The organism is Curtobacterium sp. Csp1 (assembly GCF_013347185.1).
The window spans coordinates 2,605,078-2,629,610 of record NZ_CP054594.1 but is presented as its reverse complement, the minus strand read 5'-3'; the positions used below and the strand labels follow the sequence as shown (position 1 = coordinate 2,629,610).

Here is a 24,533-nt window from a genome sequence, read left to right as displayed (position 1 = left end):
GACCGCTCGTTCCTGTCACATCCTCGTTCGGGGGGTACCGCGGTGCACGGTCATCCCGGCCGCCTGGCCGTCCTGCCGGCGGCCCGGTGGTGCCTCAGCCGACAGTGATCGGCGCTGCCGACGGCCGGACGCGCTGGCGCATCCACACGAAGAAGCCGGTCAGCGTGAAGACGCCGTAGAAGACGTACATCAGGCCGGAAGCGTAGTACCCGGCGGAGAACAGCAGGGGCACACCGACCAGGTCCACGGCGACCCAGATCAACCAGAACTCGACCCAGCCCTTCGCCATGCCGTACGTCGCCAGGAGCGAGCCGACGAAGATCCACGCGTCGCTCCACACCGGCTCGTACGAGCCGAGGGCACGGAACACCGGGGTCAGGACCGCGGTGCCGCCGACCATCGCGAGGACGAGCAGCGCGCGGGTCCGCCACGAGGCCCAGCGGGGCTCGACCACGGTGACGGTGTCGTCCGCGCGGTGGGTCCAGCGGTACCAGCCGTAGACGCTCACGGCGATGAACATCACCTGGCGGCCGGCCTGACCGAGCAGGTTGACCGGGTTCGGGGTGTCGAACAGGGCGCCCATGAACACGGTGAAGAGCAGGGCGTTCCCGACGATGCCGACCGGCCACGCCCAGACCCTGCGGCGCATCCCGCCGAGGGCGCTGAGGAGTCCGAACACGTTGCCGATCACCTCGCGCCAGAGCACGGTCTGGTCGCCGATGACGAGCTGCGCGTCGAACAGCCACCGCACGATGCTCATGGGGCCCTCCTCGTTTCCGGACGGTGCAACGGTAGGGGCCCGACGCGCATTCCGGCGGTCGTGCGGCGCCGCGTGACGGGCTCGCGGGGTGCACGGCCCCGAGACTCGGCTCCGGGCTACGCTCTGGGGTCGTGGCGGACGACGGCAGGACGGGCAGCGCGGCGGCAGCCGTCCAGCGCACGCGCGACCTGCTCGACGCCGCGGCCGACCGGCTCCGGGACGCCGGGGTGCGGGACGAGGCCCTCGCCGAGTACGTCGAGCCGCGCGCCGTGCTCGGGATCCGCCGCGACCCGACGATGCGACCGCTCGGCCGGGTGTGGCGCGTCGGTGCCCTGCTGCTCGGTTCGTCCGCGGAGACCACGGGCCGGGTCTGGGCCACCGCGCGCATCACCCGTGTGACCGATCCGGGCCGGACGCAGTTCGTGTCGGTGTCCGCCGAGGTGCGCCGCGCCTACCGGGCCGCCGCCGCGAAGGGGCACTTCCGCGAGAACGACACCGTGAACCACGGCGCGGTGCCGATCCCCCTCGACGACACCCTGGTCGACGCCGACGGTGTGCTCGCGGTCGTCGACGGCGAGCCGGTCGTCCGGTGGTCCCCCACCGCCGGCACGGTGCCGCTCGACGGGTACCTGCGCGACCGGGTGGCGCTGCTGGTCGATCCACCGCGGGGTGCGACGGACTGACCGCCCCGGGTCAGCCGCCGTACTGAGCCGTCGCCACGACGTTCGAGCCGGACTCGCGGCACGCGGTGGTGAGGAGCTTCTGCTGGAGCTCCCACTCCGGGCCGTCCTCGATCGCGAGGCCCTCGGTCGGGGCCGGATGCGCGTCGAGGTACCGCTGGACCGAGTCGATGGCCCGGGTCATCCGAGGGTCCGAGGACTGCAGGTGCTCGTAGCCGAACCGGGCCGACCGGACGAGGGCCAGCCGGTCGGACTCGCTGACCGCACCGACCTGCTGCCCTGCCGACGCGTTCAGGAGGACCGTGCTCAGCGCACTCACGGTTCCGCAGACCGACGCAGCGGACAGGTCCTGCTGCATCGGATCACTCGGTTCCTGCGTCTGCGCCGCACTCGGGGCCGCGGGCGTCTGGGCCGCGGGCGTCTGGGCCACGGGCGTCTGGGCCACGGGCGCAGCGCTGTCGCCGGAGCCGGCAGCGCAGCCGGACAGCAGTCCCCCGGCGAGCAGGACGACCACAGCGGCGAACGGGCGGACGGTGCTCGGGATTCCCATGCGTCGATCCTGGCGGACCGGCACGCCGGAGTCGGCCGCGGTGACCGGATCGAGATCGCTCGATGCTGGATCGTGACCCGGCTCGACGGTGAGCCCGTCGGCGGTCAGTCGGCCAGGCGGTCGACCACGGCGGCTCGCGTCATCGCGTCGAGGCCGTCGTCGAGTGCCCCACGGCTTGACGGACCACAGGGCCGACTCGACCAGCCGTGCCGTGCACCAGGCGGCGATCCGGTCGGCGGGCTCGCCGGTCGTGTCCGCGAGGACGACGACCCGATGCCGCACGGCGTGCAGGGGATCCTCCGCGCGGAACGGGTCGTCGACCTGCACGAGCAGCGGGCACAGATCGTAGGCGGGGTCGCCGACCATCGGCTTCGGGTCGATGACGAGCCACGGCTCCCGCCCCGCCGCGAGCACGTTGCCGGGGTTCGCGTCGCCGTGCACGACCACCGACCGCACGGCACCGCTCGGCAGCGTGCGGAGCAGGTCTGCGCCGCGGCGCACGAGTCCCGGGTCGAAGGGCGGCGTGAGCTCGCGCATCCGGTCCTCGGCGAGCGACGCCCACCCGGTGGTGACGTCGGCGACGGACACGAAGGTGTCCTCGTCGGGGACCCCGGCGGCCCAGAGCCGGGTGAGCAGACCGCCGGCGGAGCGCAGGCGGTGTTCGGCCGACAGGTCGTCACGCTCCCCGAGCCGGGTGCCGGGATCGCAGTGCTCGAGCAGCAGCACGAAGGGATCGTCCGGGTCGACGTCGAGCAGGCGGACCGCTCCGGCTCCGTCCCACCAGGCGAGTGCCGCGGCCTCGTGCTCGGCCTCGTGGTGCGGCAGGGACAGCTTGAGGACGGCATCGCCACCGTCGGGCAACCGCACGGGCACGACGTGCGAGACGCTCCCGCCGGCGTACGGCTCGCCGGGACGCAGGTCCCAGCGCTCGACCGCTCGTGCGAGCCTGCGCGGGACGGACGCACGCCAGTCCCGCTCGGTCGGCCACATGCGCGCATGGTACCCACCGCCGGACCGTGAGCGACCGGGCGGGCGCACCCCCGCGCCTCCTGTCCGACCCCCGAACGGGGTACGTCCTTGTCCGCCGCAGCACCGACTGCCGCGGCGTCCGGGCGGGTCTACCGTCTGTTGCGGGCGGCAACGGGGCCGCTCGACGACGAATCGAGCATCATGCAACGACGGATGAGCACGCTCCTCGCGACGATCACGGCGGTCGGCCTGGTCGGCGCCCTGGCGCCGGCCCTGCAGGCGCAGGCCGCTGTCCCGACCAGCGACGTCCCGGACTTCGGGGGCAACGTCAAGGTCTACGACCAGTCCACTCCCGCGTCGACGATCCAGGCCGACGTCGACGCGGCCTTCAACGCGCAACTCCGCAGCAGCACGGCACAGTTCGGCTCGCAGCGGTACGCCTTCCTGTTCAAGCCCGGCAGCTACGGGCGGGTCTGGGCGAACCTGGGCTTCTACACCTCGGTGGCCGGTCTCGGGAAGAACCCCGACGAAGTGACGATCTCCGGCGCGCTCAACGTCGACTCCGGTTGGAACGCCGGCGACGAGAAGAACGCCACACAGAACTTCTGGCGGTCGGCGGAGAACCTCTCCGTGGCGCCCGAGGGCGGGACCGACCGGTGGGCGGTGTCGCAGGCCGCGCCGATGCGGCGAGTGCACATCAAGGGCAACCTGACCATGGGGCCGTCGAACCAGGACGGCGGGCAGGGGTACTCGTCGGGCGGCTACATCGCCGACTCGAAGGTCGACGGCACCGTCACGAGCGGGTCGCAGCAGCAGTGGTACACGCGGAACTCGACGCTCGGCAGCTGGCAGGGCGGCAACTGGAACATGGTGTTCTCGGGGGTGCAGGGCGCGCCGGCGAACGACTTCTCGAAGAGCTACACCACCCTGTCGAGCACCCCGGTCACGCGGGAGAAGCCGTACCTGTACGTCGACTCGTCGAACAAGTACCACGTGTTCGTCCCGTCGCTGCGGACGAACTCCGCCGGGGTGACGTGGCCGAACACGCCGGGGACGGACATCCCGATGCGCGACTTCTACGTCGCGCACCCCGGTGACAGCGCGGCGACGATCAACAGCGCGCTGGCGCAGGGGCTGAACCTGTTCTTCACCCCGGGCACGTACCAGTTGAACGCCGCGCTGAACGTCAGCCGTCCGGACACCGTCGTCACGGGCATCGGGTTCCCGACGCTCGTGCCGACCGCCGGCAACGCGGTGCTCACCACCGCTGACGTCTCCGGCGTGAACGTGTCGAACCTGGTCGTCGACGCAGGCACGCAGAACAGCGCGCAGCTCGTCCGACTCGGCACCAGCGGCTCGCACGTCGACCATGCCTCGGACCCGCAGAGCATCCAGGACGTGTTCTTCCGCGTCGGGTCGAGCATCCAGGGCAAGGCGTCGACGACGCTGCAGGTCAACGCCGACGACACGCTCGTCGACCACATCTGGGCGTGGCGGGCCGACCACGGCGGCGCCGCGACGGGCTGGAACGTCAACACCGGCGCGACGGGTGTCGAGGTGAACGGGGACGACGTGCTCGCCACCGGGCTGTTCGTCGAGCACTACCAGAAGTACGAGGTGCTCTGGAACGGCAACCGCGGTCGAACGATCTTCTTCCAGAACGAGATGCCGTACGACGTGCCGGACAACGCGTCGTGGCAGAGCCCGACCGGTGCCGGGTACGCGGCGTACAAGGTCGCGTCCGGGGTGACGAACCACGAGATCTGGGGCGGCGGCGTGTACTGCTTCTTCAACACGAACCCGTCCGTGCACGCCGACCGGGCGTTCGAGACCCCGACGGGCTCGGGCATCCGGGCGCACGGGCTCGTGACGGTGTCGCTCGGGGACACGGGCACGATCTCGAGCGTCATCAACGGCGTCGGCGGGGCGGTTCCGACGCCGGTGGGCAACACGGCGCCGAACCGGCTCGCGTCCTACAACTGAGCGGGCCATCCGACCGACCGGGGCCGTCGACGACACCGGTCGCCGGCAGCCCCGGTCGCCGGCAACGCCCGGCCGTCGGGGCACACGCGCCGTCAGGCGGTCGTCACGCACCGCCGGTAGCGTCCGGGCATGGCACCCGAGCGCCGCAGCACCGAAGCCGGCAGCACCGTCCGCACCAGGCTCGTCCTCCCCGGGCAGTACGGACCGCTGTTCGACGACGGCGGACCGATGCTCGTCGTCGAGGCCCGCGAGTTCTTCGACGCGCGGCCGATGCACCGCGCGAAGGCGCACCTGTGGCTGAGCGCCCTGCGCCACCGCGTCCGCGAGCTCGGCGGCCGCGCCGAGCACGTGCAGGTCGACCGGCTGAAGGACGCGCTCGTCGGTCGCGACGACCTCGAGGTGGTCGACCCGCCGTCCCGGACCCTCCGCGCGCAGGTCCGGCACTGGGGCAAGGGCACCGAGATCCTGCCGAGCCGCGGGTTCATCACCGATGAGGCCGAGTTCGCCGAGTGGGCGGCGCAGGGCACCGGCCGGTTCCGGATGGAGACCCACTACGAGCGGGTCCGCCGCCGCGAGGGCTGGCTCATGCGCTCGGACGAGCCGATCGGCGGGAAGTTCAGCCTGGACGACCAGAACCGCGAGCCGCCACCGAAGGGTGCGGCGACCCTCGGCCTCCCCGAACCGTGGTGGCCGACCGAGGACGAGATCGACGACGAGGTCCGGCGCGACCTGGATCGGTGGGAGCGCGACGGCACCGTGCGCTTCGTCGGCAGGGACGACACCCGGCGCTTCGCGGTGACGGCGGACGAGGCCCGACAGGCGCTCGACGACTTCGTCCAGGTGCGCCTGAGCGACTTCGGGCCGTTCGAGGACGCCACGCTGACGAACGACTGGACGATGGCGCACTCACTGCTCAGCGTGCCGATGAACCTCGGCGTACTCGACCCCTTCGAGGTCGTCGAGGCCGCACTCGCCGCCCACCGCGACCACGACGCTCCGCTCGCCAGCGTCGAGGGGTTCGTCCGCCAGGTCGCCGGGTGGCGGGACTACGTCTGGCACCTCTACTGGTGGTTCGGCGACGACTACGGCGCCGAGGAGAACGCCCTCGACGCGCATGAGCACCTCCCCCGCTGGTGGCGGGAGCTCGACGCGTCGGAGATCGACGCGGTCTGTCTGAGCACCGCGATCGAGGGCCTGCACGACCACGGATGGCTGCACCACATCCAGCGCCTGATGGTCCTCGGCAACTGGGCGCTGCAACGCGGCTACGACCCGGTGCACCTGACCGAGTGGTTCACGGACGTCTTCGTCGACGGCACCGACTGGGTCATGCCGGCGAACATCATCGGGATGTCGCAGCACGCCGACGGCGGCATGGTCGCGACGAAGCCCTACGCGTCAGGCGGGCGCTACATCGACCGGATGTCGGACCACTGCGGTGGCTGCCGGTACGACCCGACGAAACGGGTCGGCGAGGACGCCTGCCCCTTCACCGCGGGGTACTGGGCGTTCCTGTCGCGGACGGAACCCGCCCTCCGCAACAACAACCGGATGGCGCGTCCGCTCCAGCAGATGCGGAAGCTGGCGGACCTCGACCAGGTGGTGGCCCAGGAGGCGCGGCGCACCACCCCGTGAGGGTCGCCATCACGACGTGACCACACACCGGACGGGAGGCGCGTGACGGGCCCGCCGCGCGCCTCCCGTCCGGTCCGGACCCGGCCCCGTCCGGTCTGCCGCCAGCCCCGTCGATGGAGCAGACGACGTCGGGTCCGGTGCTGCCACCCGACGGTTCCTGCTCCACCGACAGGGGGAGGCGGCCGCGCGAGCGGCGCCGGTAGGGTCGGGAACGTGAGCAACGAGGCATTCGACGACCGCTACGAGCTGCGCGAGTTCGCGCCGGGCACGGACGAGCAGGGGGCGCCGGACGCCGCGACCGACGCGTGGATGCACGCCGTCGGCCTCGGCTTCCACGAACCGCACCCGAACGACGAGGTCGCCGCGCTGATGGCCGAGGCGTTCGTCGCCGACCGCGAGACCTGGCTCGGCGTGCACGTCCGTCGTCCGCTCCCGGGGTCCGTCGACGAGACCTGGCCGGCCGGTACCTTCGCGTGGTTCCCGAAGTCCCTGAGCTGGGGCGACGGCCAGGCCGTCGAGACCCAGGCGATCTCGGCGGTGACCGTCCGGCCGACCGAACGCCGACGGGGCATCCTGCGTCGGATGATGACGCACGCGCTCGAGCGTGGCGTCGCCGAGGGCTACGCGGTGGCGTCGCTGACCGCGTCCGAGGGCACCATCTACCGGCGCTTCGGGTTCGGCTGCGCGATCCGCGAGCGAGCCGTCCGCGTCCGTCGGGCCCGGGCGCTGCCGTTCCTCGCGCCGACGACCGGCACCGTCAGCGTCGTCACGCCGGAGTGGCTCGCGGACGGGAACGCCCGCGCCGTGTTCGACCGGTTCGACGCGCGCACGCCGGGCTCCATGAAGCGGAACACGAGTACCTGGCCGATCGTCACCGGGTTGCGGAACGGCGACGGTGAGTCGGCGAAGGACGTCCGCGCCGCCGTGCACCGCCCGGACGGCGCCACCGACGCGGACGCCGTCGACGGCTACGTGACCTGGCGCGTCAAGGAGGGCTCCGGCCGCGACCAGGACACCGTGCTCGAGGTCGTCGACCTGGTCTACGCGACCGACGAGGCGTACCTGTCGCTGTGGGAGTTCCTGCTCTCGATCGACCTGAACGACGTGGTGTCGTACAAGCGCTCGCGCCTCGACGACCCGATCGTCGCCGCGCTCGGGGACAACCGGGCGTACGACGTCGACCACGAGGAGGACCACGTCTGGCTACGGGTGCTCGACGTGCCCGCGGTGCTGGCCTCGCGGCCGTACGCGGTCGACGGGTCGATCGTGCTCGCCGTCTCCGACACGATGGGCTTCGCGGCGGGCACCTACCGGCTGGACGTCGTCGACGGCCGCGGCACCGTGACCCGCACGGCCGCGGACGACTCCGGCGAGGCCGACGTGCGGCTCGACGTGGCCGACCTCGGCGCGCTGCTGATCGGCTCGGTGTCGCCCGTGACGCTCGCGGCCGCGGGGCTCGTGCGGGCGTCGGACCCGGCGGTGCCGGTGCTCCTGCGCGCGATGCTCACGCCGGCGCGGGCGCCGCACGGCATCACGTACTTCTAGGGGCGCGGGGGGGGCGGCGCCCAGTCCGCGACGCCGACCGCGACGCCGTCCGCAAGACGCAACGTGGGCGGGTCCCCGCAGCGAAGTACCGCTGCGAGAACCCGCCCACGTTGCGTTTTGAGAGAGGAACCGGGGCGGCGGGACAGGACGGGGACGGACGCAGCCCTACGCCCGGCGTCGCACTCGGGGGTCGACGAACGCGTAGACGACGTCGACGACCAGGTTCGCCGTGACGATCAACAGCGCCGAGAACACCGTGAAGCCGACGACGACCTGCAGGTCGAGCGTGTGCACGGCGTCGATCAGGAGCGCGCCGAGCCCCTGCATCGAGAACACCTTCTCGGTGATGACCGCACCGCCGAGCAGCGACCCGAGGTCGAGCCCGAACAGGGTCACCACGGGCAGGATCGCCGTGCGCAGGCCGTGCCGGACGACGACCTGGCGCTCGCGCAGACCCTTCGCACGGGCGGTCCGGACGAAGTCCTGCGACATCGACTCGAGCATCTCGCCCCGGGTCAGCCTGGCGTAGATCGCCGCGCTGATGAACGCGAGCACGCACCACGGCAGCACGAGGTGCGTGACCCACCCGACCGGGTCCTCGGCGAAGGGCACGTACCCGCTCGTCGGCAACCAGCCGAGGGTGAAGCCGAAGAGCAGGATCGCGAGCAGCCCGATGAGGTACGCGGGCGAGGACACCCCGGCGACCGCGACGGTCATCACCGCTCGGTCGGCGATCGTCCCGCGGCGGAGCGCTGAGACGGTCCCGCCGGCGACCCCCGCGACGAGCCAGAGCACCGCGGCGCCGATCGCGATCGACGCGGTGACGGGCAGGCGCGACGTGATGAGGTTCGTCACCGAGTCGTGCAGCTGGAACGAGTACCCGAAGCACGGCGCCGCGCACGAGATCGTCGAGGCGCCGGAACCGAACGTGCGGCCCGTGAAGATGCCGCCGAGGTACGCCGCGAACTGCGCGAACCACGGCTTGTCGGTGCCGAGGAACGCCTGCACGTCGGCCAGGCGCTCGGGTGTGCACGGCTTGTCGCAGATCGCCCGCGCGGGGTTCGTCGGCAGCAGCATGAAGAGCGCGTACGTGATCGCCGCGACGACGAGCAGCACGACGACGGCTCCGAGGATGCGGACGGCGAGGAACCGGGCGGCGTTCACCGGGCACCCCCTCGCGGGTCGAGGGCGTCGCGCAGGGCGTCACCGAGCACGTTGAAGGCCAGGGTGATGAGGAACAGTGCGGCTCCGGGGAAGACGAGGTACATCGGGTCGGTCTGCACCCAGCCGATCGCGTCACCGATGCTCCGGCCCCACGAGGGTGTCGGCGGCGTGACCCCGACGGCGAGGAACGACAGCGCGGCCTCGGCGCCGATCATCGACGGGATCGAGATCGTGGCGTAGACGGTGATCGTGGCGGCGAGGTTCGGCAGCAGCTGCGTCCGGATGACGTGCCAGCGCCCGGCGCCCATCGCGGTCGACGCCACGACGTAGTTCCGGGTGACGAGCGAGAGCGTCTGCCCCCGGACCACGCGGGCGACGGCGGGCCAGCCGAAGAACCCGATCACGAGCACCACGAGGAGCGGCTTCGGGAACGACGTCGGCACCACCGCGGTCAGCGCGATCATGAACACGAGCGACGGGAACCCGAAGATGACGTCCACCACGCGGGACAGCACCCGGTCGTACCAACCGCCGAGGAACCCCGTGGTCACGCCGACGAGCACGCCGATCACGATCGACATCGCGGTCGCGGCGAGCCCGATGCCGAGCGACGTCCGCGCGCCGTAGGTGACGATCGCGAAGAGGTCACGGCCGGTCAGCGGCTCGACACCGAACCAGTGATCACCGCTCACCCCGCCGAGGGCACCGCGGGGTGCACCGAAGTCGTTCAGCGCGTCGACGTGGTACGCGTAGGGGTCCTGGCCGCTGACGAGCGCGATGAGCGGCGCCGCCAGGGCGACGACGACGAACACCACGATGACGACCGCGGCACCGACGGCCCACCGGTCGCGCCGGACGCGGCGGACGACGGCGCGGAACCCGGTCGAGCGTCCGGCGGCCGCGGAGACCGGGCTGTCGACGACGTTCGCGGTCACGGTGCTGCTCCTTCCCACGCACGCCAGGCCTGCCGGCGCTCGGCCTGCCGCACCGGGTCGGCGACCGGCGCCGCCGCGAGCAGCATGCGCGTGTAGTCCTGCTGCGGGTCGTCGAGGACCCGGTCGGTGGTGCCCCGCTCGACGATCCGGCCCTCGTGCAGCACGACGACGTCGTCCGCGAGCTGCCGGACGACCGCGAGGTCGTGGCTGACGAGCAGCATGCCGAACCCGAACTCCTGCTGCAGTCGCGCGAGCAGGTCGAGCACGGCCGCCTGCACGGTGACGTCGAGGGCGCTGGTCGGCTCGTCGGCGATCACGAGGGCCGGGCGCAGGGCGAGCGCGCGCGCGACGGCGACGCGCTGCCGCTGCCCGCCCGAGAGCTGGTGCGGGAACCGTTCGGCCCACGTCGGGTCGAGCTGCACGGCGGCCAGCAGTTCACCCACCCGCGCGGCACGGTCGGCGGCGGAGCCGGCCCCGTGCACGAGGAGGGGCTCCGCGATGCTCCACCCGATGGTCTGCCGCGGGTTGAGCGAGGACGCCGGGTCCTGGAACACGATGCCGACCCGGCTGCGGAGGTCGCGGAGCCGCCTCCCCCGCGCGGTGCGCAGGTCGGCGTCCTCGACCGCGACGCTGCCGTGCACGACGGGGACGAGACCCGCGAGCGCCCGGCCGATCGTCGACTTCCCGGAGCCGGACTCCCCCACCAGCCCGAGCGTCCGCCCGGCCTGGAGCTCCAGGTCGATCCCGGAGACGGTCGGGTCGCCGCGGCGCGCGTAGCGCACCGCCACGTCGCGCAGCTGCGCGACCACCCCCTCCGGACGGGAGGCACGGGTCGTCTCCGCCCCGCCCGCCGCAGCCGCCGGGGCGGACGCGCCACGGGCCTCCCTGCCGGGGTCCGACTCGAGGGCCGGGACCGCGTCGAGGAGCTGCCGCGTGTACGCGGCGGCGGGGTGGGCGAAGACCTCCGCGACCGTGCCCGTCTCGACGGGGTCGCCCCGGCGCATGACGAGCACCTCGTCCGCGACGTCCGCGACCACGCCCATGTCGTGGGTGATGAGCAGGACGGCGAGCGAGCGCTCCCGGCCGAGCGTGCGGAGCAGGTCGAGGATGCCCGCCTGCACCGTGACGTCGAGCGCGGTCGTCGGCTCGTCGGCGATGAGCGCGACCGGGTCGCCCGCGAGCGCCATCGCGATCATCGCGCGCTGCAGCTGCCCGCCCGAGAGCTCGTGCGGGTACGCCTTCCGGATCCGCCGCGGATCACGGAGCCCAGCTGACCGGAGCAGCTCGTCGACCCGGGCCGAGACGCCCGCGCGGTCGAGGTCGGTCGGGTGCGCCCGGACGGCCTCAGCGATCTGCGTGCCGATCGACAGCACCGGCGTGAACGAGTTCATCGGTTCCTGGAACACGACGCCGATGCCGGCACCGCGGACCGCCCGGAGCCGCTCCGCCGACGCACCGACGAGCTCGTCGCCGCGGAAGCGGACGCTGCCGGTCACCCGTGCCTCGGGCGGGAGCAGCCCGAGCACGCTCATCGCGCTCACGGACTTGCCCGACCCGGACTCGCCGACGAGCGCGAGGACCCGGCCGGGCGTCAGCGTGAAGGAGACGTCACGGACGACGGGCTCCGCGTCGCCGAACGCGACGCGGAGCCCCTCGACCTCGAGCAGCGGTGCACTCACTTGGCGAGCGAGACCTTGAGGTAGTTCGGGTACGCCGGGAAGTCCGCGATGCGGAAGTTCTCGACGTTCGAGCCGGCCAGGAAGGACTGCTTCGCGTAGATCAGCGGGACGACGGGGGCGTCCGCCATGATCTTCTGGTCGGCCTCTGCCCACAGCTTCTGGGCGTCGGACTGGTCGATCGTGCCGGTGGCCTTCGCGATGAGCGCGTCGACCTCGGGGTTCGAGTACTTCGAGACGTTGTAGCCGCCCCCGCCGATCTGCGACGAGTCGTACAGCGGCTGCAGGTTGGCGTTCGCGCTCGGGAAGTCCGGCTGCCAGCTCGACAGGGAGAGGTCGAAGTCGGTGCCGTTCGTGGTCGCCTGCGTGAAGGAGTCGTAGTCGAGCGGCTTCAGCGTCACCTGGATCCCGGCGCGCTTGAGCCCGGCCTGCAGTGCCTGCGCCTGGGCGAGGTACGTCGGGTCGTTCTGCGACACGAGGGTGAGCTTCAGGTCCTCGGCGCCGGCCTCCTTGAGGAGCTCCTTCGCCTTGTCGACGTCACCCGTGGCGCTCGTCTTGTACAGGTCGTAGTCCTTGCGGCCCGCGATGCCCGGCGTGATGAGCGTCGAGGCGTACTCGCCCGCGAGCGCGCCACCCGCGGCGATCCGGAACGACTTGCGGTCCACCGCGTACTGCAGCGCCTGGCGCACCTTGAGGTCCTGGAGCTTGCCGCGCTGCGTGTTGATCGCCATGTAGGTGATCGGGCCGGCCTTGCTCGTCGCGAGGCGGTCCTGGGCGGACGGGTTCGCGCGGACCTGGTTGAGCTCGGCGGCGCCGAGGTAGATCGCGCCGAACGAGTCCTTCGCGTCGCCGTTGTCGGCGATCAGGCTCTGCGTGGTGGTCGAGGCGTCCTGCGACTCCTTGAACACGATCTTCGACGGCCCCGCGGTGCGGATGCCGTCGGTCTTCGCGCTCCACTCCTTGTTGCGGACGAGCGTGACCTGCGAGCCCTGCGTGTTCGACTCGATCTGGTACGGGCCGGACGACACGGGCTTCGCGTCGTAGGCGCCGGTGTCCTTGCCGTCGCCCTCGGGGACCGGGGCGAACGCCGGCATCGACGCGAGCCACGGCCAGTCGCCGTACGCGCTGTCGAGCTTGAAGACGATGGTCTTGTCGTCCGGGGTCTCGATGCTGTCGAGGGTCTTGCCCTCGAACGGACCCTGGTACTGGCTGCCGCCGACCAGGAGCGACTTGTGGTAGCTCAGGCCACCGGTCAGGTTCGGCGCGAACGAGCGCTCGATCCCCCACTTGATGTCCTTGGTGGTGATCGGGGTGCCGTCCTGGAACTTCAGGCCGTTCTTGAGCGTGTACGTCCAGGTCTTGCCGCCGTCGCTCGACTCACCGGTCGTGGTGGCGAGGTCCGGGACGACCTTCGCGGTCTTGCCCGGCTCGACGTCCCACGTGGTGAGGCGGCGTGCGACGAGGCCCATCGACGTGATGCCGAGGCTCTGGCTCGTGGCCGGGTCGAAGTGCAGCGCGGTCTGCGGCGTGAGGATGTTCAGCGTGCCGCCCTTGGTGGTGCCGGACGATGCGTCGTCCGTTGCCCCGCCACCCGAGCAGCCGGTCAGCACGAGGGCTGCGGCGGCGGCGACGGCCGCGGTGATGGTCAAGCGCTTGGGGCGGTGCATGGCGTCCTGCTCCTCGTCGGGGGGGGGGTGGGGGTGTCGCTGCGCCCGGGCGGTGGGCCGGCGGGCGGTCCATCCTGGCACCGGGCCGGGGCGGGGTCCGAACCCTCGCGGGGTCCGGATGACACGCAACGCAACATTGCATGGCGCAACACGACAACGCGTGTGGCCCGAGCGTATTCCCGGGTGGTCCGGCGCGCGCGGCGGGTGGTCGCGCCGGCTCGGTTGCGTCCGTCGCGCCGGCACGGTCCGTCGCGTTGTGCGGTTGCGTCCGTCGCGTTGCGCTGCACGGCCTGGAGGCTCGGCGCGACGCCGTCAGGCCGGTGCGGTCGTGCGCGCCACCCTCCCGGCGATCGCGGCCACACCGAGCGCCGCCGCCAGGAACACCACCGCGAGGATCGCCCAGCCCGGCGTCCCGAGGTCGATCGCGGTCAGCGTCACCACGGCCGGTGCGACCATCGCAGCGACGGCGTAGCCGGTCCCGTACACGCCCTGGTACGCCCCGATGCGGTCGGCGGGTGCGAGCTCGAAGGACAGCGCCCACCCCGCTGCACTCGACGTGATCTCGGCGAGCGAGTGCGCGACCGCGGCCGCGACGAGCACGGCCGTGGCGGTCGCCGCCGGCACCCAGTCGTCCCCGCGGACCCACCCCGCGGCCGCCCAGAGCCCGCAGGCCAGCGCCATCACCCAGCCCGCGTGCCGCATCACCCGCGCGGCACCGGCCACGGTGTCGGTCCCCCGGCTCATCCGGACCTGGAGCAGGACCACGCACACGGTGTTCACGAGCAGGAGCGGCGAGACAAGGACGTCCGGCGCGACGGTGTGCTGCACGACCCACAGCGGCACGGCGACCTCGAACAGGCCGAACTGCATGCCGAAGACCCCGGTCAGCGCCGCGACCGCGAGGAACCGGACGTCCCGGTACGGACTGCGACCCGCCGGCTCCCGACGGACGATCGTGCCGGTGTCCGTCCGGTCGGCCGGGGTCGGGTCGACCCGCGCCGACGACAGCCCCGTGACGAGGAACGCCGAGGACACGAAGAGCAGCCCGGACACGACCATCGTCACGCGGTACGCCTCGCCCGTGCCGATCGCGAGCGGGATCGCGGCGAGCGCCGTCCCCACGCCGATCCCGACGTTCGTCACGGTGCGCATCGTCGCCCGGACCCGGACGCGCTCCGACCCCGGGAAGGCCCGACCGATCGCGGCGCTCCGGACCGAGCCGCCGCCCTGCTGCGCGAGCGTGACCATCGACGCGGTGACGATGAGCGTCGCGACGTCGTGGACGAGCACGTAGGCGACGAGGGCGCTCCCCTGGACGACGTGCAGCCAGATGAGCATCCGGCGGGCACTGAACCGGTCGGCGAGGTGTCCGAACGCCAGGGACGATGCCACCCCGACCGCGCCGGCGACCGTCAGTCCGAGGCCGACCGCCACGGCGGGGATGCCGACGATCGTGATCAGGTAGAGCGACGTCAGCGTGAAGAACGCGCCGCGGCCGAGGGTGTCGACGAGCGTGACCGTGAGCAGGCGTCGGAGCGTGGTGTCCCGACGGACGAGGGTGCGGATCGGGACCTGCTGCTCGGTGGCGCTCACCCCTCAGTTCTGGCAGGGCCGACGTCCTGCACGAACGGATGTAGGTTCGGGCTTCATGATCCGGTACCGACTCGAGCCGTCGGACGTGTCCGCCGTGCGGTTCGGCATCTCGCCGCTGTCCGAGCTCGGCCTGGGGCTGCGCGCCTTCCGTGCACCCGAGCGCTATCCGCTGCAGCGGCCGTGGACCGACCGGATCGCCGGGGTGCTGCCGCTGCTCGACCGCGAGGTCCTGTCCGGACTCGTCGATGAGCGACGCTGGGTGGCCGACTTCGTGAACCCGCGACCGGACTCGCCGCTGACGTCGTTCGACGACGAGCTGCGCGCGCTCGGGCGGATCCGGCCGGAGCGGCTCCGGAGTGACCTCGAGCGGGTGCACGGCACGGTCCCCGCGGTGTTCGCCGGGCGGCACGACCGCGTGGTCGAGCGACTGCAGCAGGCGCTCGCGACGACGTGGGAGCTGTGCTTCGCGCCGTACTGGCCGCGGATGCGACGGGTGCTGCAGGCCGACGTCGCCCACCGGGGGCGGGTCGCGGCGCACGAGGGCGTCGGCGCGGTGCTCGCCGGACTGTCCGAGAGCGTGCGGTTCGACGGCCGGCACGTCGACGTCCGCCTGAGCAGCCCGATCGCACGGGACCGGCCGGTGCAGGGCGAGGGGCTCACCCTCGTGCCGTCGGTGTTCGTCGTCCGGGCGTCGACCCCGATCGACGACGACCTGCCGCCGACGGTGATGTACCCGGCACGGGGGCAGGGCGCGATGTGGTCGACCGCGTCGCACCCCGATGCCGGCGCCGTGCGGGACCTGCTCGGGCGGACGCGGGCGGCGCTCCTCGAGGCACTCGGTGAGCCGGCGTCGTCGACGGACCTGGCGATGCGGTTCGGGGTGTCGACGTCGGCGGTGAACCAGCACCTGCGCGTGATGGAGCGGGGCGGGTTGCTCAACCGCACCCGGTACGGACGGGCCGTCCTGTACTACCGGAGCACCGTCGGCGACGCGCTCGTCCGGAGGGAGTGAGCGCCGAGGATCACCCCTCGGGATCGAGCTCCGCGAGCCAGGAGCGCAGGACTCCTTCGAGCAGCCGTCGATCCCGCGCCGGCACCAGGTCGAGCAACCGACGCTCGTTCGCCATGTGCGCCGAGAACGCAGCGTCGATCAACCGGAGCCCGTCGGCTGTGAGCCGGACCGCACGACCGCGTCCGTCAGCGTCACTCACACGCCTCGACACGAGACGCGCACGTTCGAGACGGTCGAGCCGCTTCGTCATCCCGCCACTCGTCACCATCGTGGACGCAGCGAGGTCGCCGGCGCTGCGCTCGTACGGCACACCCGCGCGACGGAGCGCAGCGAGCACATCGAACTCACCCTCGCTCAGACCGTGGTCGGCGTACACCTCGGCGATCTCCTCGCTGAGGCGGGCCGCCAACCGGTGGAGGCGGCCGATGACGCCCTGCGGGCCCACGTCGACGTCCGGACGTTCGCGCCGCCACTCCTCCTGGATCCGCTCGACCCGGTCCTGACGCAGGTTCGTTCCCTCCACGACGGACACGATACCTTCCGGGCAAGCTACATTGTCTTCCGTGGAAGACAACAAGCGATGGCTCCTGGTGGCCGCGGTGGCACCGATCCTCTGGGGCAGCACGTACTTCGTCACGAAGACGTTCCTCCCACCGGGCGCCCTGTGGGGCGGGACACTGCGCGCGCTGCCGGCAGGGCTCCTGCTGCTCGTCCTCGTCCGGCGGATCCCGCGCGGTTCCTGGTGGTGGAAGGTCGTCGTGCTCGGGGTACTGAACGTCGGCGGGTTCTTCGCGCTCGTCTACCAGGCCGCTCAGTTGCTCCCCTCGAGCATCGCGTCCACGGTCATGGCGACCGCACCGATCGCCCTCGCTGTCCTCGCCTGGCTCCTGCTCGGGGAACGCCCGTCCGGTTGGCACCTCGCCGGGGCGTCGGTGGGCATCGGCGGCGTCGCGCTGCTCCTCCTCGGTGGATCAGGCCTTGTCGACGGCGCCGGTGTCGTCGTGTCGGTCGCGGCGATGGCGTCGTCGTCGCTGGGCTTCGTCCTCGGCAAGAAGTGGAATCCCGAGGTCGGGGTCCTGCCGTCGACCGCGTGGCAACTCGTCGTCGGCGGCGTCCTGTTGCTGACGGTCGCGTTCCTCGTCGAGGGGCCGCCGCCCCGGCTCGATCCAGTGGCGCTCACGGCGACCGTGTGGCTCACGGTCGTCGCGACCGCCCTCGCGTACGTCGCCTGGTTCGCGGCGCTTGACCACCTCCGCGGTGACGTGATCGGACTGGTGGGGTTGCTCAACCCGGTCGCCGGCGTGCTGCTCGGCGTCCTCGTGGGCGGGGAAACGATCGGGAGCCGTCAGCTGATCGGTCTCACGCTGGTCCTGATCGGCATCGCCGGACCGCTCCTGATCCACAGGCGCAGCACGACTGCGACAGGCCGAAGCGCCCGCCCGCACCCCTAGCGGTCGAACAACCCGCCGAGGAAGTCGCCACCGAGGTTCGACGCCTGCTCACCGAGCCCGCTGGCCTGCTCACCCAGACCGCTCGCCTGCTCGCCGAGCCCCGACACCTGCTCCCCGAGGCCACCGGCCTGCTCACCGAGCCCGCCGAGGAACTCCTCGCCACCCGCGGCGATGCCTTCGAAGTCCACCCCGTGGTCCGCGGCACCGGCGAGCACCGGCCCGGCCGCGGCGCTCAGCACCGCGCCACCGGCGACCGCGACCGCGAGGCCGCCGACCGCCATCGCGCCGGCACCGACCGCGGCGCCGCCCGCGAACGACCCACCACGGCCGCCGAGCGCCCGCTTGAGGAGGCCGGGTCGGGAGACCTCGGCCCGGGTCGCCGCGCGGGCCATCCCGCCGGCGGAGTCGTCGCGCAGGTGCTCGTGCGGCGGGAGCTCGGAGTTCAGTCGGTCCCGGACCTGCTGGCGCTGCTCGGGCGTGAGCCGCGCGAAGGCGTCGTGGTGGACCTGCTCGAGGCGCTCCGGCGGGGCCGTGCGGAGCAGGTAGTCGTACTTCGCCAGGGCGACCGCGTCCGGGTCGGCCTGCCCGCGCTGCTGCGGCTGGCCGCCCTGCTGCTGGTCGTGCTGCTGCCGGCCGTACTGCTGCTGGCTCTGGTACCCGTACTGCTGAGGCGCCGGCTGCTGCGGCTGCGGCTGCTGCGGTCGCTGCCGGTCGTCGCCCGTCAGCTTGTCCGCCGCGGTGCGGACGATGTCCCGCCAGTCGGTCCCGCCCGACGACTGCGGGTTCGCGGCGTCCGGGCTCCCCTGCCCGCGCTGCTTCTGCATCTGCTTGTCGATGACCTTCGAGGCCATGCCGAGGATCCGGTTGAGGTTCGCCATGACCCAACCTTTGTGATCACACATGTGAGCACTCAGCGATGCGCCCGTGCGGCACCCGACCAACGCCTGCGCATCTGCTGGGCCGCTCGCACGACGGCCTCGGGCTCCCGTCGTTCCGGCCCATCGCAGCCGACATGGGAGGCCGGATCGCGCATCGGCAGTCGGAACGGACGACGCACCATGCGCAGATCGACCTCCCACGCGCGGTTCGGCCTCCCACGCGCGGATCGGCTCCCCGCGCGCGTCAGGCCAGCAGCCGCGCCAAGTACGCGTTGCGGAACCGTCCGGTCGGGTCGAGGTCCCGCGCGAGCGCCGCGAAGTCGTCGAGCCGCGGGTACGCCTCGTGCAGTCGCTCGACACCTGCCGCGGACACCTTGCCCCAGTGCGGCCTGGGGTCGAATGGCGCGAGGACGTCCTCGATCCGCGCGACCGCCGCTGCCACGGCCTCGGCGTCCCGCCGGAACGTGAAGTGCAGGCCGACCGACTGGCGTCCGGACGACGGCGCGAGCCAGGCGGTGTCGGCGGCGATCGTCCGGACCTCGGCCGCGATGAGCAGCGGCGCGAACACGGGATCGAGCGGACGCAGGGCCTCGAGGGCGGCGACCGCGTGCGACGCGGGGATCAGGTACTCGGCCTGGATCTCGGCGCCGGTGGACGGCGTGAACGTCGACCGGAAGTGCGGCAGCCGCTCGGACCAGGGTCCCGGGACGCCGCCCTGCTCGGTGACGCCCGCGGTGTCGTTCTCGCCCGGGTGCACGGGGCCGTCGGCCGGCCGGGCGCCGAGCGCGACGAGGTCGACCGTCGGGGCCGGCTCGTCGGTCCGGCGCTTCGTCCAGACCTGGCGGGCACCGCGGTCGTCGAACGAGGTGAACAGCGACACCGAGTACGCGTCCGACACCACCGCGTCGAAGTGCTCGAGCACGGCGTCCCACGGCAGGTCGAGGTGCACCGTCGTGGCGACCTGGAACGTCGGCTCGATCGCGAGCTCGACCGCCGTCACGACCCCGAGCGCGCCGAGCGCCACCCGATGGGCGTCGAGGGCGTCGTCCGGCGTCGACGCGTCCACCCACGCGACGTCGCCGGAGGCGCGCACGACCTCCAGGCCGACCACCGCATGCGCGAGGGACGGGTTGCGCACGCCGGAACCGTGCGTGCCGGTGGCGACCGCCCCGGCCACGGAGATGTGCGGCAGGGAGGCGAGGTTCGCGAGGGCCCAGCCACGAGCCTCCAGGCCGGCCGCGACCGCGGCGTGCGTCATGCCTGCGGCGACCCGGACGACCCGGCGGTCGGCGTCGACGTCGAGCACGGGCGGCAGCCCGGCGACCGTCACCTGCACGCCGTCGGTGTCGGCGATCCGGTTGAAGGAGTGTGTCGAACCGAGCGCCGTCAGGCGCGGCGTGGCCGCGACGACGCGGCGGACCTCGTCGACGGAGGTCGGCGAGAGCAGGTCGGACGCACCGTAGGTGACGTTCCCGGCCCAGTTCGTGCGCGTCGTCGCAGCCACGGTCACGGTCCTAGAACCCCCGGTCGAGACGGTGCCACGCCTGCTGCAGCCGGAGCTCGTCGCGGAAGCCGCGGGCCGTGGTGTGCTCGTCGATGACCAGGAACTCGGTGCCGACCATCGTCGCGAGGTCCTCGACGACCTGCAGGCCGACGGCCGTCGTCATGACGGTGTGGTGCGCGGCGCCGGCGGTGAGCCAGGCCTCCGCGGCGACCGGGAACGACGGGCGCGGCTCCCACACGGCACGGCCCACGGGGAGCTTCGGCAGCGCCTCGGTCGGCGGCACCACGTCGACGACGTTCGCGGTGAGGCGGAAGCCGTCGCGGGTGTCGGAGAGCGCGACGACGACGGCCTCACCCGCGTCGGCGGTGAAGACCAGGCGGACCGGGTCGTCCTTGCCGCCGATGCCGAGCGGGTGGATCTCGAGTGTCGGCTTCGAGGTGGTGAGGGTCGGCGAGACCTCGAGCATGTGCGCGCCGAGGATCTTCTCCGCCCCCGGGGTGAGGTCGTACGTGTAGTCCTCCATCAGCGAGGCGCCACCGGGCAGCCCCGCACCGGCGACGTTCATCGCACGGACCAGGACGGCCGTCTTCCAGTCGCCCTCGGCGCCGAAGCCGTACCCGTCGGCCATCAGGCGCTGGACGGCCAGGCCGGGCAGCTGCTTGAGCGTCCCGAGGTCCTCGAAGTTCGTGGTGAACGCCGCGGAGCCGTTCTGCTCGAGCAGGGCACGGAGGCCGAGCTCGATCGCGGCACCGTCGCGGAGCGCGTCGTGGCGGTCGCCGCCGTTCCGCAGCTCCGGGACCACGTCGTAGTCACGCTCGTACGTCGCGACGAGTGCGTCGACCGCCGCGGTGTCGGCCTCCGCTTCCGCGACGGCCGCCGCGAGCTCGTTGACGGCCCAGGTGTTCACCTGCACGCCGAGCTCGATCTCGGCCTCGGTCTTGTCGCCCTCGGTCACGGCGACGTAGCGCATGTTGTCGCCGAAGCGGGTCAGCTTGAGCTCCCGCACCGCGGCGGCGCCGGCTGCCGCGCGCGTCCAGTTCGCGACCCGGTGCTGCACCCGTTCGTCGGACACGTGTCCGACCGCGGTCGCGTGCCGGACACCGAGGCGCGCCAGGGCGTACCCGAACTCGCGGTCGCCGTGCGCGGCCTGGTTGAGGTTCATGAAGTCGAAGTCGATGTCGCCCCACGGCAGGGCGACGTTCGCCTGCGTGTGCAGGTGCAGCAGCGGCTTCGTCAGTGCCTGCAGGCCGCCGATCCACATCTTCGCCGGGCTGAACGTGTGCATCCACGTCGTGACGCCGATGACCTTGTCGTCCGCGCTCGCCTCGATGAGGGCGCGGCGGATGCCGTCGGCGTCCTTGAGGACGGGCTTCCAGACGAGCTTGACCGGGAGCGCGCTCTCGAGCTGCGCGTGCACGGCGCGGCTCTGCTCCTCGACCTGGCGGAGGGTCTCCTCGCCGTACAGGCCCTGCGACCCGGTGAGGAACCAGACCTCGTAGCTGTCGAGGGTGGCCTGGGGGTTCACCTGCGTCATCGCATGGCTCCTTCGGGGTTCTGTCCGTAGACGTTCTGGTAGCGATCGAAGAGTCGATCGACGTTCTCCTGGGCGATGGGGACGAGCTCCCCGCCCTGCTTCGCGATGTGCACGGTGCGGGCGACGTCCTCGCACATCACCGCGGCCTTGACGGCGTCCTTCGCGTCCTTGCCGATCGTGAACACGCCGTGGTTCTGCATGAGCACCGCGCGGCTCCGGTGACCCGCGAGGGTGTCGACGATGCCGCGGCCGATCGAGTCGTCGCCGATGATCGCGAACGGGCCGACCGGGATCGGGCCGCCGAACTCGTCCGCCATCGCCGTGATGACGCACGGGATCTCCTCGGCGCGGGCCGCCCACGCCGTCGCGTAGGTCGAGTGGGTGTGCACGACCCCGCCGACCTCGGGCATGTTCCGGTAGACGAAGGCGTGCGCGGCGGTGTCGGAGGACGGGCCGTGGGCGTTGCCCCAGCCCTCGGCCGGGACGCCGTCGAGCGTGCAGACGACCTGGTTCTCGGGGGTCAGGTCGTCGCTCGACACCCCGCTCGGCTTGATCACGAACAGGTCCGTGCCGGGGACGCGCTCGGACACGTTGCCGCCGGTCCAGATGACGAGGCCGTAGCGGACGAGCTCGCCGTGCAGTGTCGCGACGCGCTTGCGCGCGCGGGCGACGGCCGCCTCGGTCTCGTCGGTGGTCAGGTCCGTCATGCGGTCGGCTCCTTCTCGGTGTGCTGGGTGGGCGCTGCGTCGGCCGTGCCGGCGTCGGCCGCGGCGGCGTCGATGTCGGCCACGTCGGCGTCGGCCGTCCCGTCGCCGGCGTCGGCCTGGAGGCGCGGATCGCCCCCGTCGGTCGGCTCGCCCTGGTCGGTGGTCGGGCTGGTGCGGGTCGCCGCTGCCGCCACGTCCTGCACCGGCAGCGCCGCGCGGTACCGGGCGAGGTAGTCCTGGAAGCCCTGGACGTCCCGCTCCTCGGGATCGGCGACGAGCACCGAGTCACCCCCGAAGACCGTCTCGGCCAGGAAGTCCGCGAGCGACCGGTCGGTGTGCTCCAGGTAGGCCGCGAGGACCGCGATGCCCCAGGCGCCGCCCTCCCCCGCGGTCTCCTCGAGCGCGACCGGCACGCGGAGCGCCGCGGCGAGCAGGCGTTGCGGCGCACCCGGCGTCCGGAAGAGCCCACCGTGCGCGGTCATCCGGTCGACGGCGACGTGCTCGCCGTGCAGGACGTCCATGCCGATCGCGAGCGTGGCGAAGGCACCGTGCACCTCGGAACGGACCAGGTTGCCGAGCGTGAAGCGGGCGCCCGGCGTGCGGAGGAGCAGCGGCCGGCCGTCCTCGACGCCCGTGACCGGCTCGCCGGCCAGGTAGTTGAAGGACAGCAGCCCGCCGGCGTCGGGGTCGGCGTCGACCGCCTCGGCGAGGAGCGTCGCGTACACGTCGTCGACGGGCAGCGGCGAACCCGAGGCCTCGGCGAACCGCCCGAACACCCGGGCCCACGCGGCGATCTCGCTCGCACCGTTGTTGCAGTGCACCATCGCGACGGCGTCGCCGGCCGGGGTCGTGACGACGTCGAGCTCCTCGTGCGGGGTGCCCAGCGGGCGCTCGAGCACGACCATCGCGAAGATGCTCGTGCCGACGCTGACGTTGCCGGTGCGAGGCGCGACGGCGTTCGTCGCGACCATGCCCGTGCCCGCGTCGCCCTCCGGCGGGCAGAACGCCACGCCCGGCTGCAGCGTGCCCGTCGGGTCGAGCCACGCGGCGCCCTCGGGGGTGAGCGCACCGGCGTCCTCGCCCGCGACGAGCACCTCGGGCAGGAGGGCGCGGAGGTCCGGCACCCGTCGGCCGAGCAGCTCCTGCGTCGTGGCGAGCATGGCGGCGTCGTAGTCGCGGCGGCCGGGCTCACCCGGTGCGCTGTCGACGGGGCCGGAGTCGATCGGGAACAGCCCGCTCGCGTCGCCGACGCCCAGGACGTCCCGGCCGGTGAGCACCCGATGGACGTACCCGGCGAGAGTCGTGATCCCTGCGACCTGCGCCACGTGCGGTTCGTCGTCGAGGACGGCCTGCGCGAGGTGTGCGATCGACCAGCGCTGCGGGACGTTGAAGTCCAGCGCAGCGCTGAGCTGTTCGGCGGCCAGCCCCGTCGAGGTGTTGCGCCACGTGCGGAACGGCACGAGCAGCTCGCCGTCCGCGTCGAACGGCAGGTAGCCGTGCATCATCGCGGAGACCCCGGCGGCGCGGAAGGTCGTCGGGCGGACCCCGACCTGCCGCTCGACGTCGGCTACCAGGTCGGCGTACGCGGCGCGGACCCCGGTCTCGACGGACTCGAGGGAGTACGTCCAGCGTCCGTCGACGTACTCGTTCTCCCACTCGTGGGAGCCGCTCGCGATCGGACGGAGGTCCTCGTCGACGAGCACCGCCTTGATGCGGGTCGAGCCCAGCTCGATGCCGAGTGTCGTCCGGCCCTGTTCGACCTGCTGTCGGCGGTCGTCGCGCATCTGTCCCTCCGAGACCTCGTCGTCCTGCGTGAGCGCTCACATCATGGCAGGTGAGCGCTCACACCCGCAACGCGACGGCGCGCCGGGCACGCTCGGTGCGGCACTCCACGCGCTGAGCGACACATCATGGGCGGCCACGCGCGTGAGGTGTCGCCCAGCCCGTGAGCTCCCGCGCGCACGGCCGCGCGGGTGGCAGGCCATGCCCGCGGGACCGGCCACGGGGGTGGGAGCGACCAGCCTGGAGGCGCGGCGCACGCCCGGCGGACCGGCACCGCGCCTCCAGGCCGGTCGCGACGCACGTTCCTGCCCATCGCACCCGACATGGGAAGTCGATCCGCGCGTACCTGGTCGGAACGAACGACCGACCATGCCCGAATCGACCAACCACGCGCGGAACGCCCCGCTCCCCGCGCCCCCAGCAGCCTCCGAGAGCAGCCCGTGCACGTTCTTTCCCATCGCGCCCGACATGGGAAGTCGATCCGCGCGTACCTGGTCGGAACGAACGA

19 protein-coding genes are annotated in these 24,533 nt (G+C 72.6%); 6 read left to right on the top strand and 13 right to left on the bottom strand.

From position 1 onward, the window contains the following. Nucleotides 1-94: 94 nt before the first annotated feature. Complete coding sequence (pnuC, locus tag HUN58_RS12560) at nt 95-760, bottom strand: nicotinamide riboside transporter PnuC (protein ID WP_114849817.1); 666 nt, start codon at nt 758-760, stop codon at nt 95-97. A 131-nt stretch (nt 761-891) separates the two neighbouring features. Here pnuC and HUN58_RS12555 point away from each other — a divergent pair, with 131 nt between their 5' ends. Further along, complete coding sequence (locus HUN58_RS12555; RefSeq protein WP_141862429.1) at nt 892-1,443, top strand: hypothetical protein; 552 nt, start codon at nt 892-894, stop codon at nt 1,441-1,443. A gap of 10 nt (nt 1,444-1,453) precedes the next feature. Here the strand turns inward: HUN58_RS12555 and HUN58_RS20280 are convergent, their stop codons facing one another. Next, nucleotides 1,454-2,980, bottom strand: a complete 1,527-nt coding sequence (locus tag HUN58_RS20280; RefSeq protein WP_217488527.1) for an aminoglycoside phosphotransferase family protein — start codon at nt 2,978-2,980, stop codon at nt 1,454-1,456. Nucleotides 2,981-3,172: 192 nt separating this feature from the next. Here HUN58_RS20280 and HUN58_RS12540 point away from each other — a divergent pair, with 192 nt between their 5' ends. From HUN58_RS12540 to HUN58_RS12530, 3 genes are all read left to right on the top strand, one after another. After that, a complete protein-coding gene (locus HUN58_RS12540) occupies nt 3,173-4,942 on the top strand; it encodes a hypothetical protein (protein ID WP_180224845.1) in 1,770 nt (589 codons plus the stop codon). Nucleotides 4,943-5,071: 129 nt separating this feature from the next. After that, nucleotides 5,072-6,577 carry a cryptochrome/photolyase family protein gene (locus HUN58_RS12535; protein ID WP_180224844.1) on the top strand — a complete coding sequence of 502 codons (1,506 nt, stop codon included), beginning with the start codon at nt 5,072-5,074 and terminating at the stop codon, nt 6,575-6,577. 213 nt (nt 6,578-6,790) lie between these two features. Beyond that, on the top strand, nt 6,791-8,122 hold the full coding sequence (locus HUN58_RS12530; RefSeq protein WP_180224843.1) for a GNAT family N-acetyltransferase: 1,332 nt from the start codon (nt 6,791-6,793) through the stop codon (nt 8,120-8,122). Nucleotides 8,123-8,287: 165 nt separating this feature from the next. Here HUN58_RS12530 and HUN58_RS12525 read toward each other — a convergent pair whose 3' ends face one another. The 5 genes from HUN58_RS12525 to HUN58_RS12505 all read right to left on the bottom strand — a co-directional run bounded on the left by HUN58_RS12525 (nt 8,288) and on the right by HUN58_RS12505 (nt 15,157). Then, on the bottom strand, nt 8,288-9,286 hold the full coding sequence (locus HUN58_RS12525) for an ABC transporter permease (protein ID WP_058742326.1): 999 nt from the start codon (nt 9,284-9,286) through the stop codon (nt 8,288-8,290). Continuing rightward, nucleotides 9,283-10,221, bottom strand: coding sequence for an ABC transporter permease (locus HUN58_RS12520; protein WP_114849825.1), 939 nt, complete (start codon nt 10,219-10,221; stop codon nt 9,283-9,285). The genes HUN58_RS12525 and HUN58_RS12520 overlap by 4 nt, the downstream gene beginning before the upstream one ends. Then, entirely contained in the window at nt 10,218-11,900 is a 1,683-nt protein-coding gene (locus HUN58_RS12515) for an ABC transporter ATP-binding protein (protein WP_180224842.1), read from the bottom strand. The genes HUN58_RS12520 and HUN58_RS12515 overlap by 4 nt, the downstream gene beginning before the upstream one ends. Further along, nucleotides 11,897-13,564 carry an ABC transporter substrate-binding protein gene (locus tag HUN58_RS12510; protein WP_180224841.1) on the bottom strand — a complete coding sequence of 556 codons (1,668 nt, stop codon included), beginning with the start codon at nt 13,562-13,564 and terminating at the stop codon, nt 11,897-11,899. The genes HUN58_RS12515 and HUN58_RS12510 overlap by 4 nt, the downstream gene beginning before the upstream one ends. Before the next feature lie 312 nt (nt 13,565-13,876). Beyond that, nucleotides 13,877-15,157 (bottom strand): MFS transporter, encoded by a 1,281-nt coding sequence (locus HUN58_RS12505; protein ID WP_180224840.1) that lies wholly within the window; start codon nt 15,155-15,157, stop codon nt 13,877-13,879. Between the two features lie 55 nt (nt 15,158-15,212). Between HUN58_RS12505 and HUN58_RS12500 the strand changes: the two genes are divergently transcribed. Then, nucleotides 15,213-16,169 (top strand): DUF5937 family protein, encoded by a 957-nt coding sequence (locus HUN58_RS12500; protein ID WP_058743319.1) that lies wholly within the window; start codon nt 15,213-15,215, stop codon nt 16,167-16,169. A gap of 10 nt (nt 16,170-16,179) precedes the next feature. Here HUN58_RS12500 and HUN58_RS12495 read toward each other — a convergent pair whose 3' ends face one another. After that, complete coding sequence (locus HUN58_RS12495; protein ID WP_180224839.1) at nt 16,180-16,692, bottom strand: MarR family winged helix-turn-helix transcriptional regulator; 513 nt, start codon at nt 16,690-16,692, stop codon at nt 16,180-16,182. 40 nt (nt 16,693-16,732) lie between these two features. Here HUN58_RS12495 and HUN58_RS12490 point away from each other — a divergent pair, with 40 nt between their 5' ends. Further along, entirely contained in the window at nt 16,733-17,620 is an 888-nt protein-coding gene (locus HUN58_RS12490; RefSeq protein WP_180224838.1) for a DMT family transporter, read from the top strand. On the opposite strand, the gene HUN58_RS12485 is transcribed toward HUN58_RS12490, so the two are convergent. From HUN58_RS12485 to HUN58_RS12465, 5 genes are all read right to left on the bottom strand, one after another. Continuing rightward, nucleotides 17,617-18,498 carry a cation-transporting ATPase gene (locus HUN58_RS12485; protein ID WP_180224837.1) on the bottom strand — a complete coding sequence of 294 codons (882 nt, stop codon included), beginning with the start codon at nt 18,496-18,498 and terminating at the stop codon, nt 17,617-17,619. The two genes, HUN58_RS12490 and HUN58_RS12485, sit on opposite strands and share 4 nt — an antisense overlap. Before the next feature lie 244 nt (nt 18,499-18,742). Beyond that, on the bottom strand, nt 18,743-20,002 hold the full coding sequence (locus HUN58_RS12480; protein WP_180224836.1) for a D-arabinono-1,4-lactone oxidase: 1,260 nt from the start codon (nt 20,000-20,002) through the stop codon (nt 18,743-18,745). Between the two features lie 10 nt (nt 20,003-20,012). Continuing rightward, entirely contained in the window at nt 20,013-21,536 is a 1,524-nt protein-coding gene (gene araA, locus HUN58_RS12475) for an L-arabinose isomerase (protein WP_114849831.1), read from the bottom strand. Continuing rightward, a complete protein-coding gene (locus tag HUN58_RS12470) occupies nt 21,533-22,243 on the bottom strand; it encodes an L-ribulose-5-phosphate 4-epimerase (RefSeq protein WP_058743322.1) in 711 nt (236 codons plus the stop codon). Before HUN58_RS12470 ends, araA begins: the two co-directional genes overlap by 4 nt. Next, nucleotides 22,240-24,027 carry a xylulokinase gene (locus HUN58_RS12465; protein WP_180224835.1) on the bottom strand — a complete coding sequence of 596 codons (1,788 nt, stop codon included), beginning with the start codon at nt 24,025-24,027 and terminating at the stop codon, nt 22,240-22,242. Before HUN58_RS12465 ends, HUN58_RS12470 begins: the two co-directional genes overlap by 4 nt. Between the last annotated feature and the right edge of the window lie 506 nt (nt 24,028-24,533).

Excerpts from the sequence above, each read along its gene's own strand:
- HUN58_RS12465 (WP_180224835.1), bottom strand. The coding sequence starts at position 24,027 with ATGCGCGACGACCGCCGACAGCAGGTCGAACAGGGCCGGACGACACTC.
- HUN58_RS12535 (WP_180224844.1), top strand. The coding sequence starts at position 5,072 with ATGGCACCCGAGCGCCGCAGCACCGAAGCCGGCAGCACCGTCCGCACC.
- HUN58_RS12485 (WP_180224837.1), bottom strand. The coding sequence starts at position 18,498 with ATGGCGAACCTCAACCGGATCCTCGGCATGGCCTCGAAGGTCATCGAC.
- HUN58_RS20280 (WP_217488527.1), bottom strand. The coding sequence starts at position 2,980 with ATGTGGCCGACCGAGCGGGACTGGCGTGCGTCCGTCCCGCGCAGGCTC.
- HUN58_RS12470 (WP_058743322.1), bottom strand. The coding sequence starts at position 22,243 with ATGACGGACCTGACCACCGACGAGACCGAGGCGGCCGTCGCCCGCGCG.
- HUN58_RS12500 (WP_058743319.1), top strand. The coding sequence starts at position 15,213 with ATGATCCGGTACCGACTCGAGCCGTCGGACGTGTCCGCCGTGCGGTTC.
- araA (WP_114849831.1), bottom strand. The coding sequence starts at position 21,536 with ATGACGCAGGTGAACCCCCAGGCCACCCTCGACAGCTACGAGGTCTGG.
- HUN58_RS12540 (WP_180224845.1), top strand. The coding sequence starts at position 3,173 with ATGAGCACGCTCCTCGCGACGATCACGGCGGTCGGCCTGGTCGGCGCC.
- HUN58_RS12510 (WP_180224841.1), bottom strand. The coding sequence starts at position 13,564 with ATGCACCGCCCCAAGCGCTTGACCATCACCGCGGCCGTCGCCGCCGCC.
- pnuC (WP_114849817.1), bottom strand. The coding sequence starts at position 760 with ATGAGCATCGTGCGGTGGCTGTTCGACGCGCAGCTCGTCATCGGCGAC.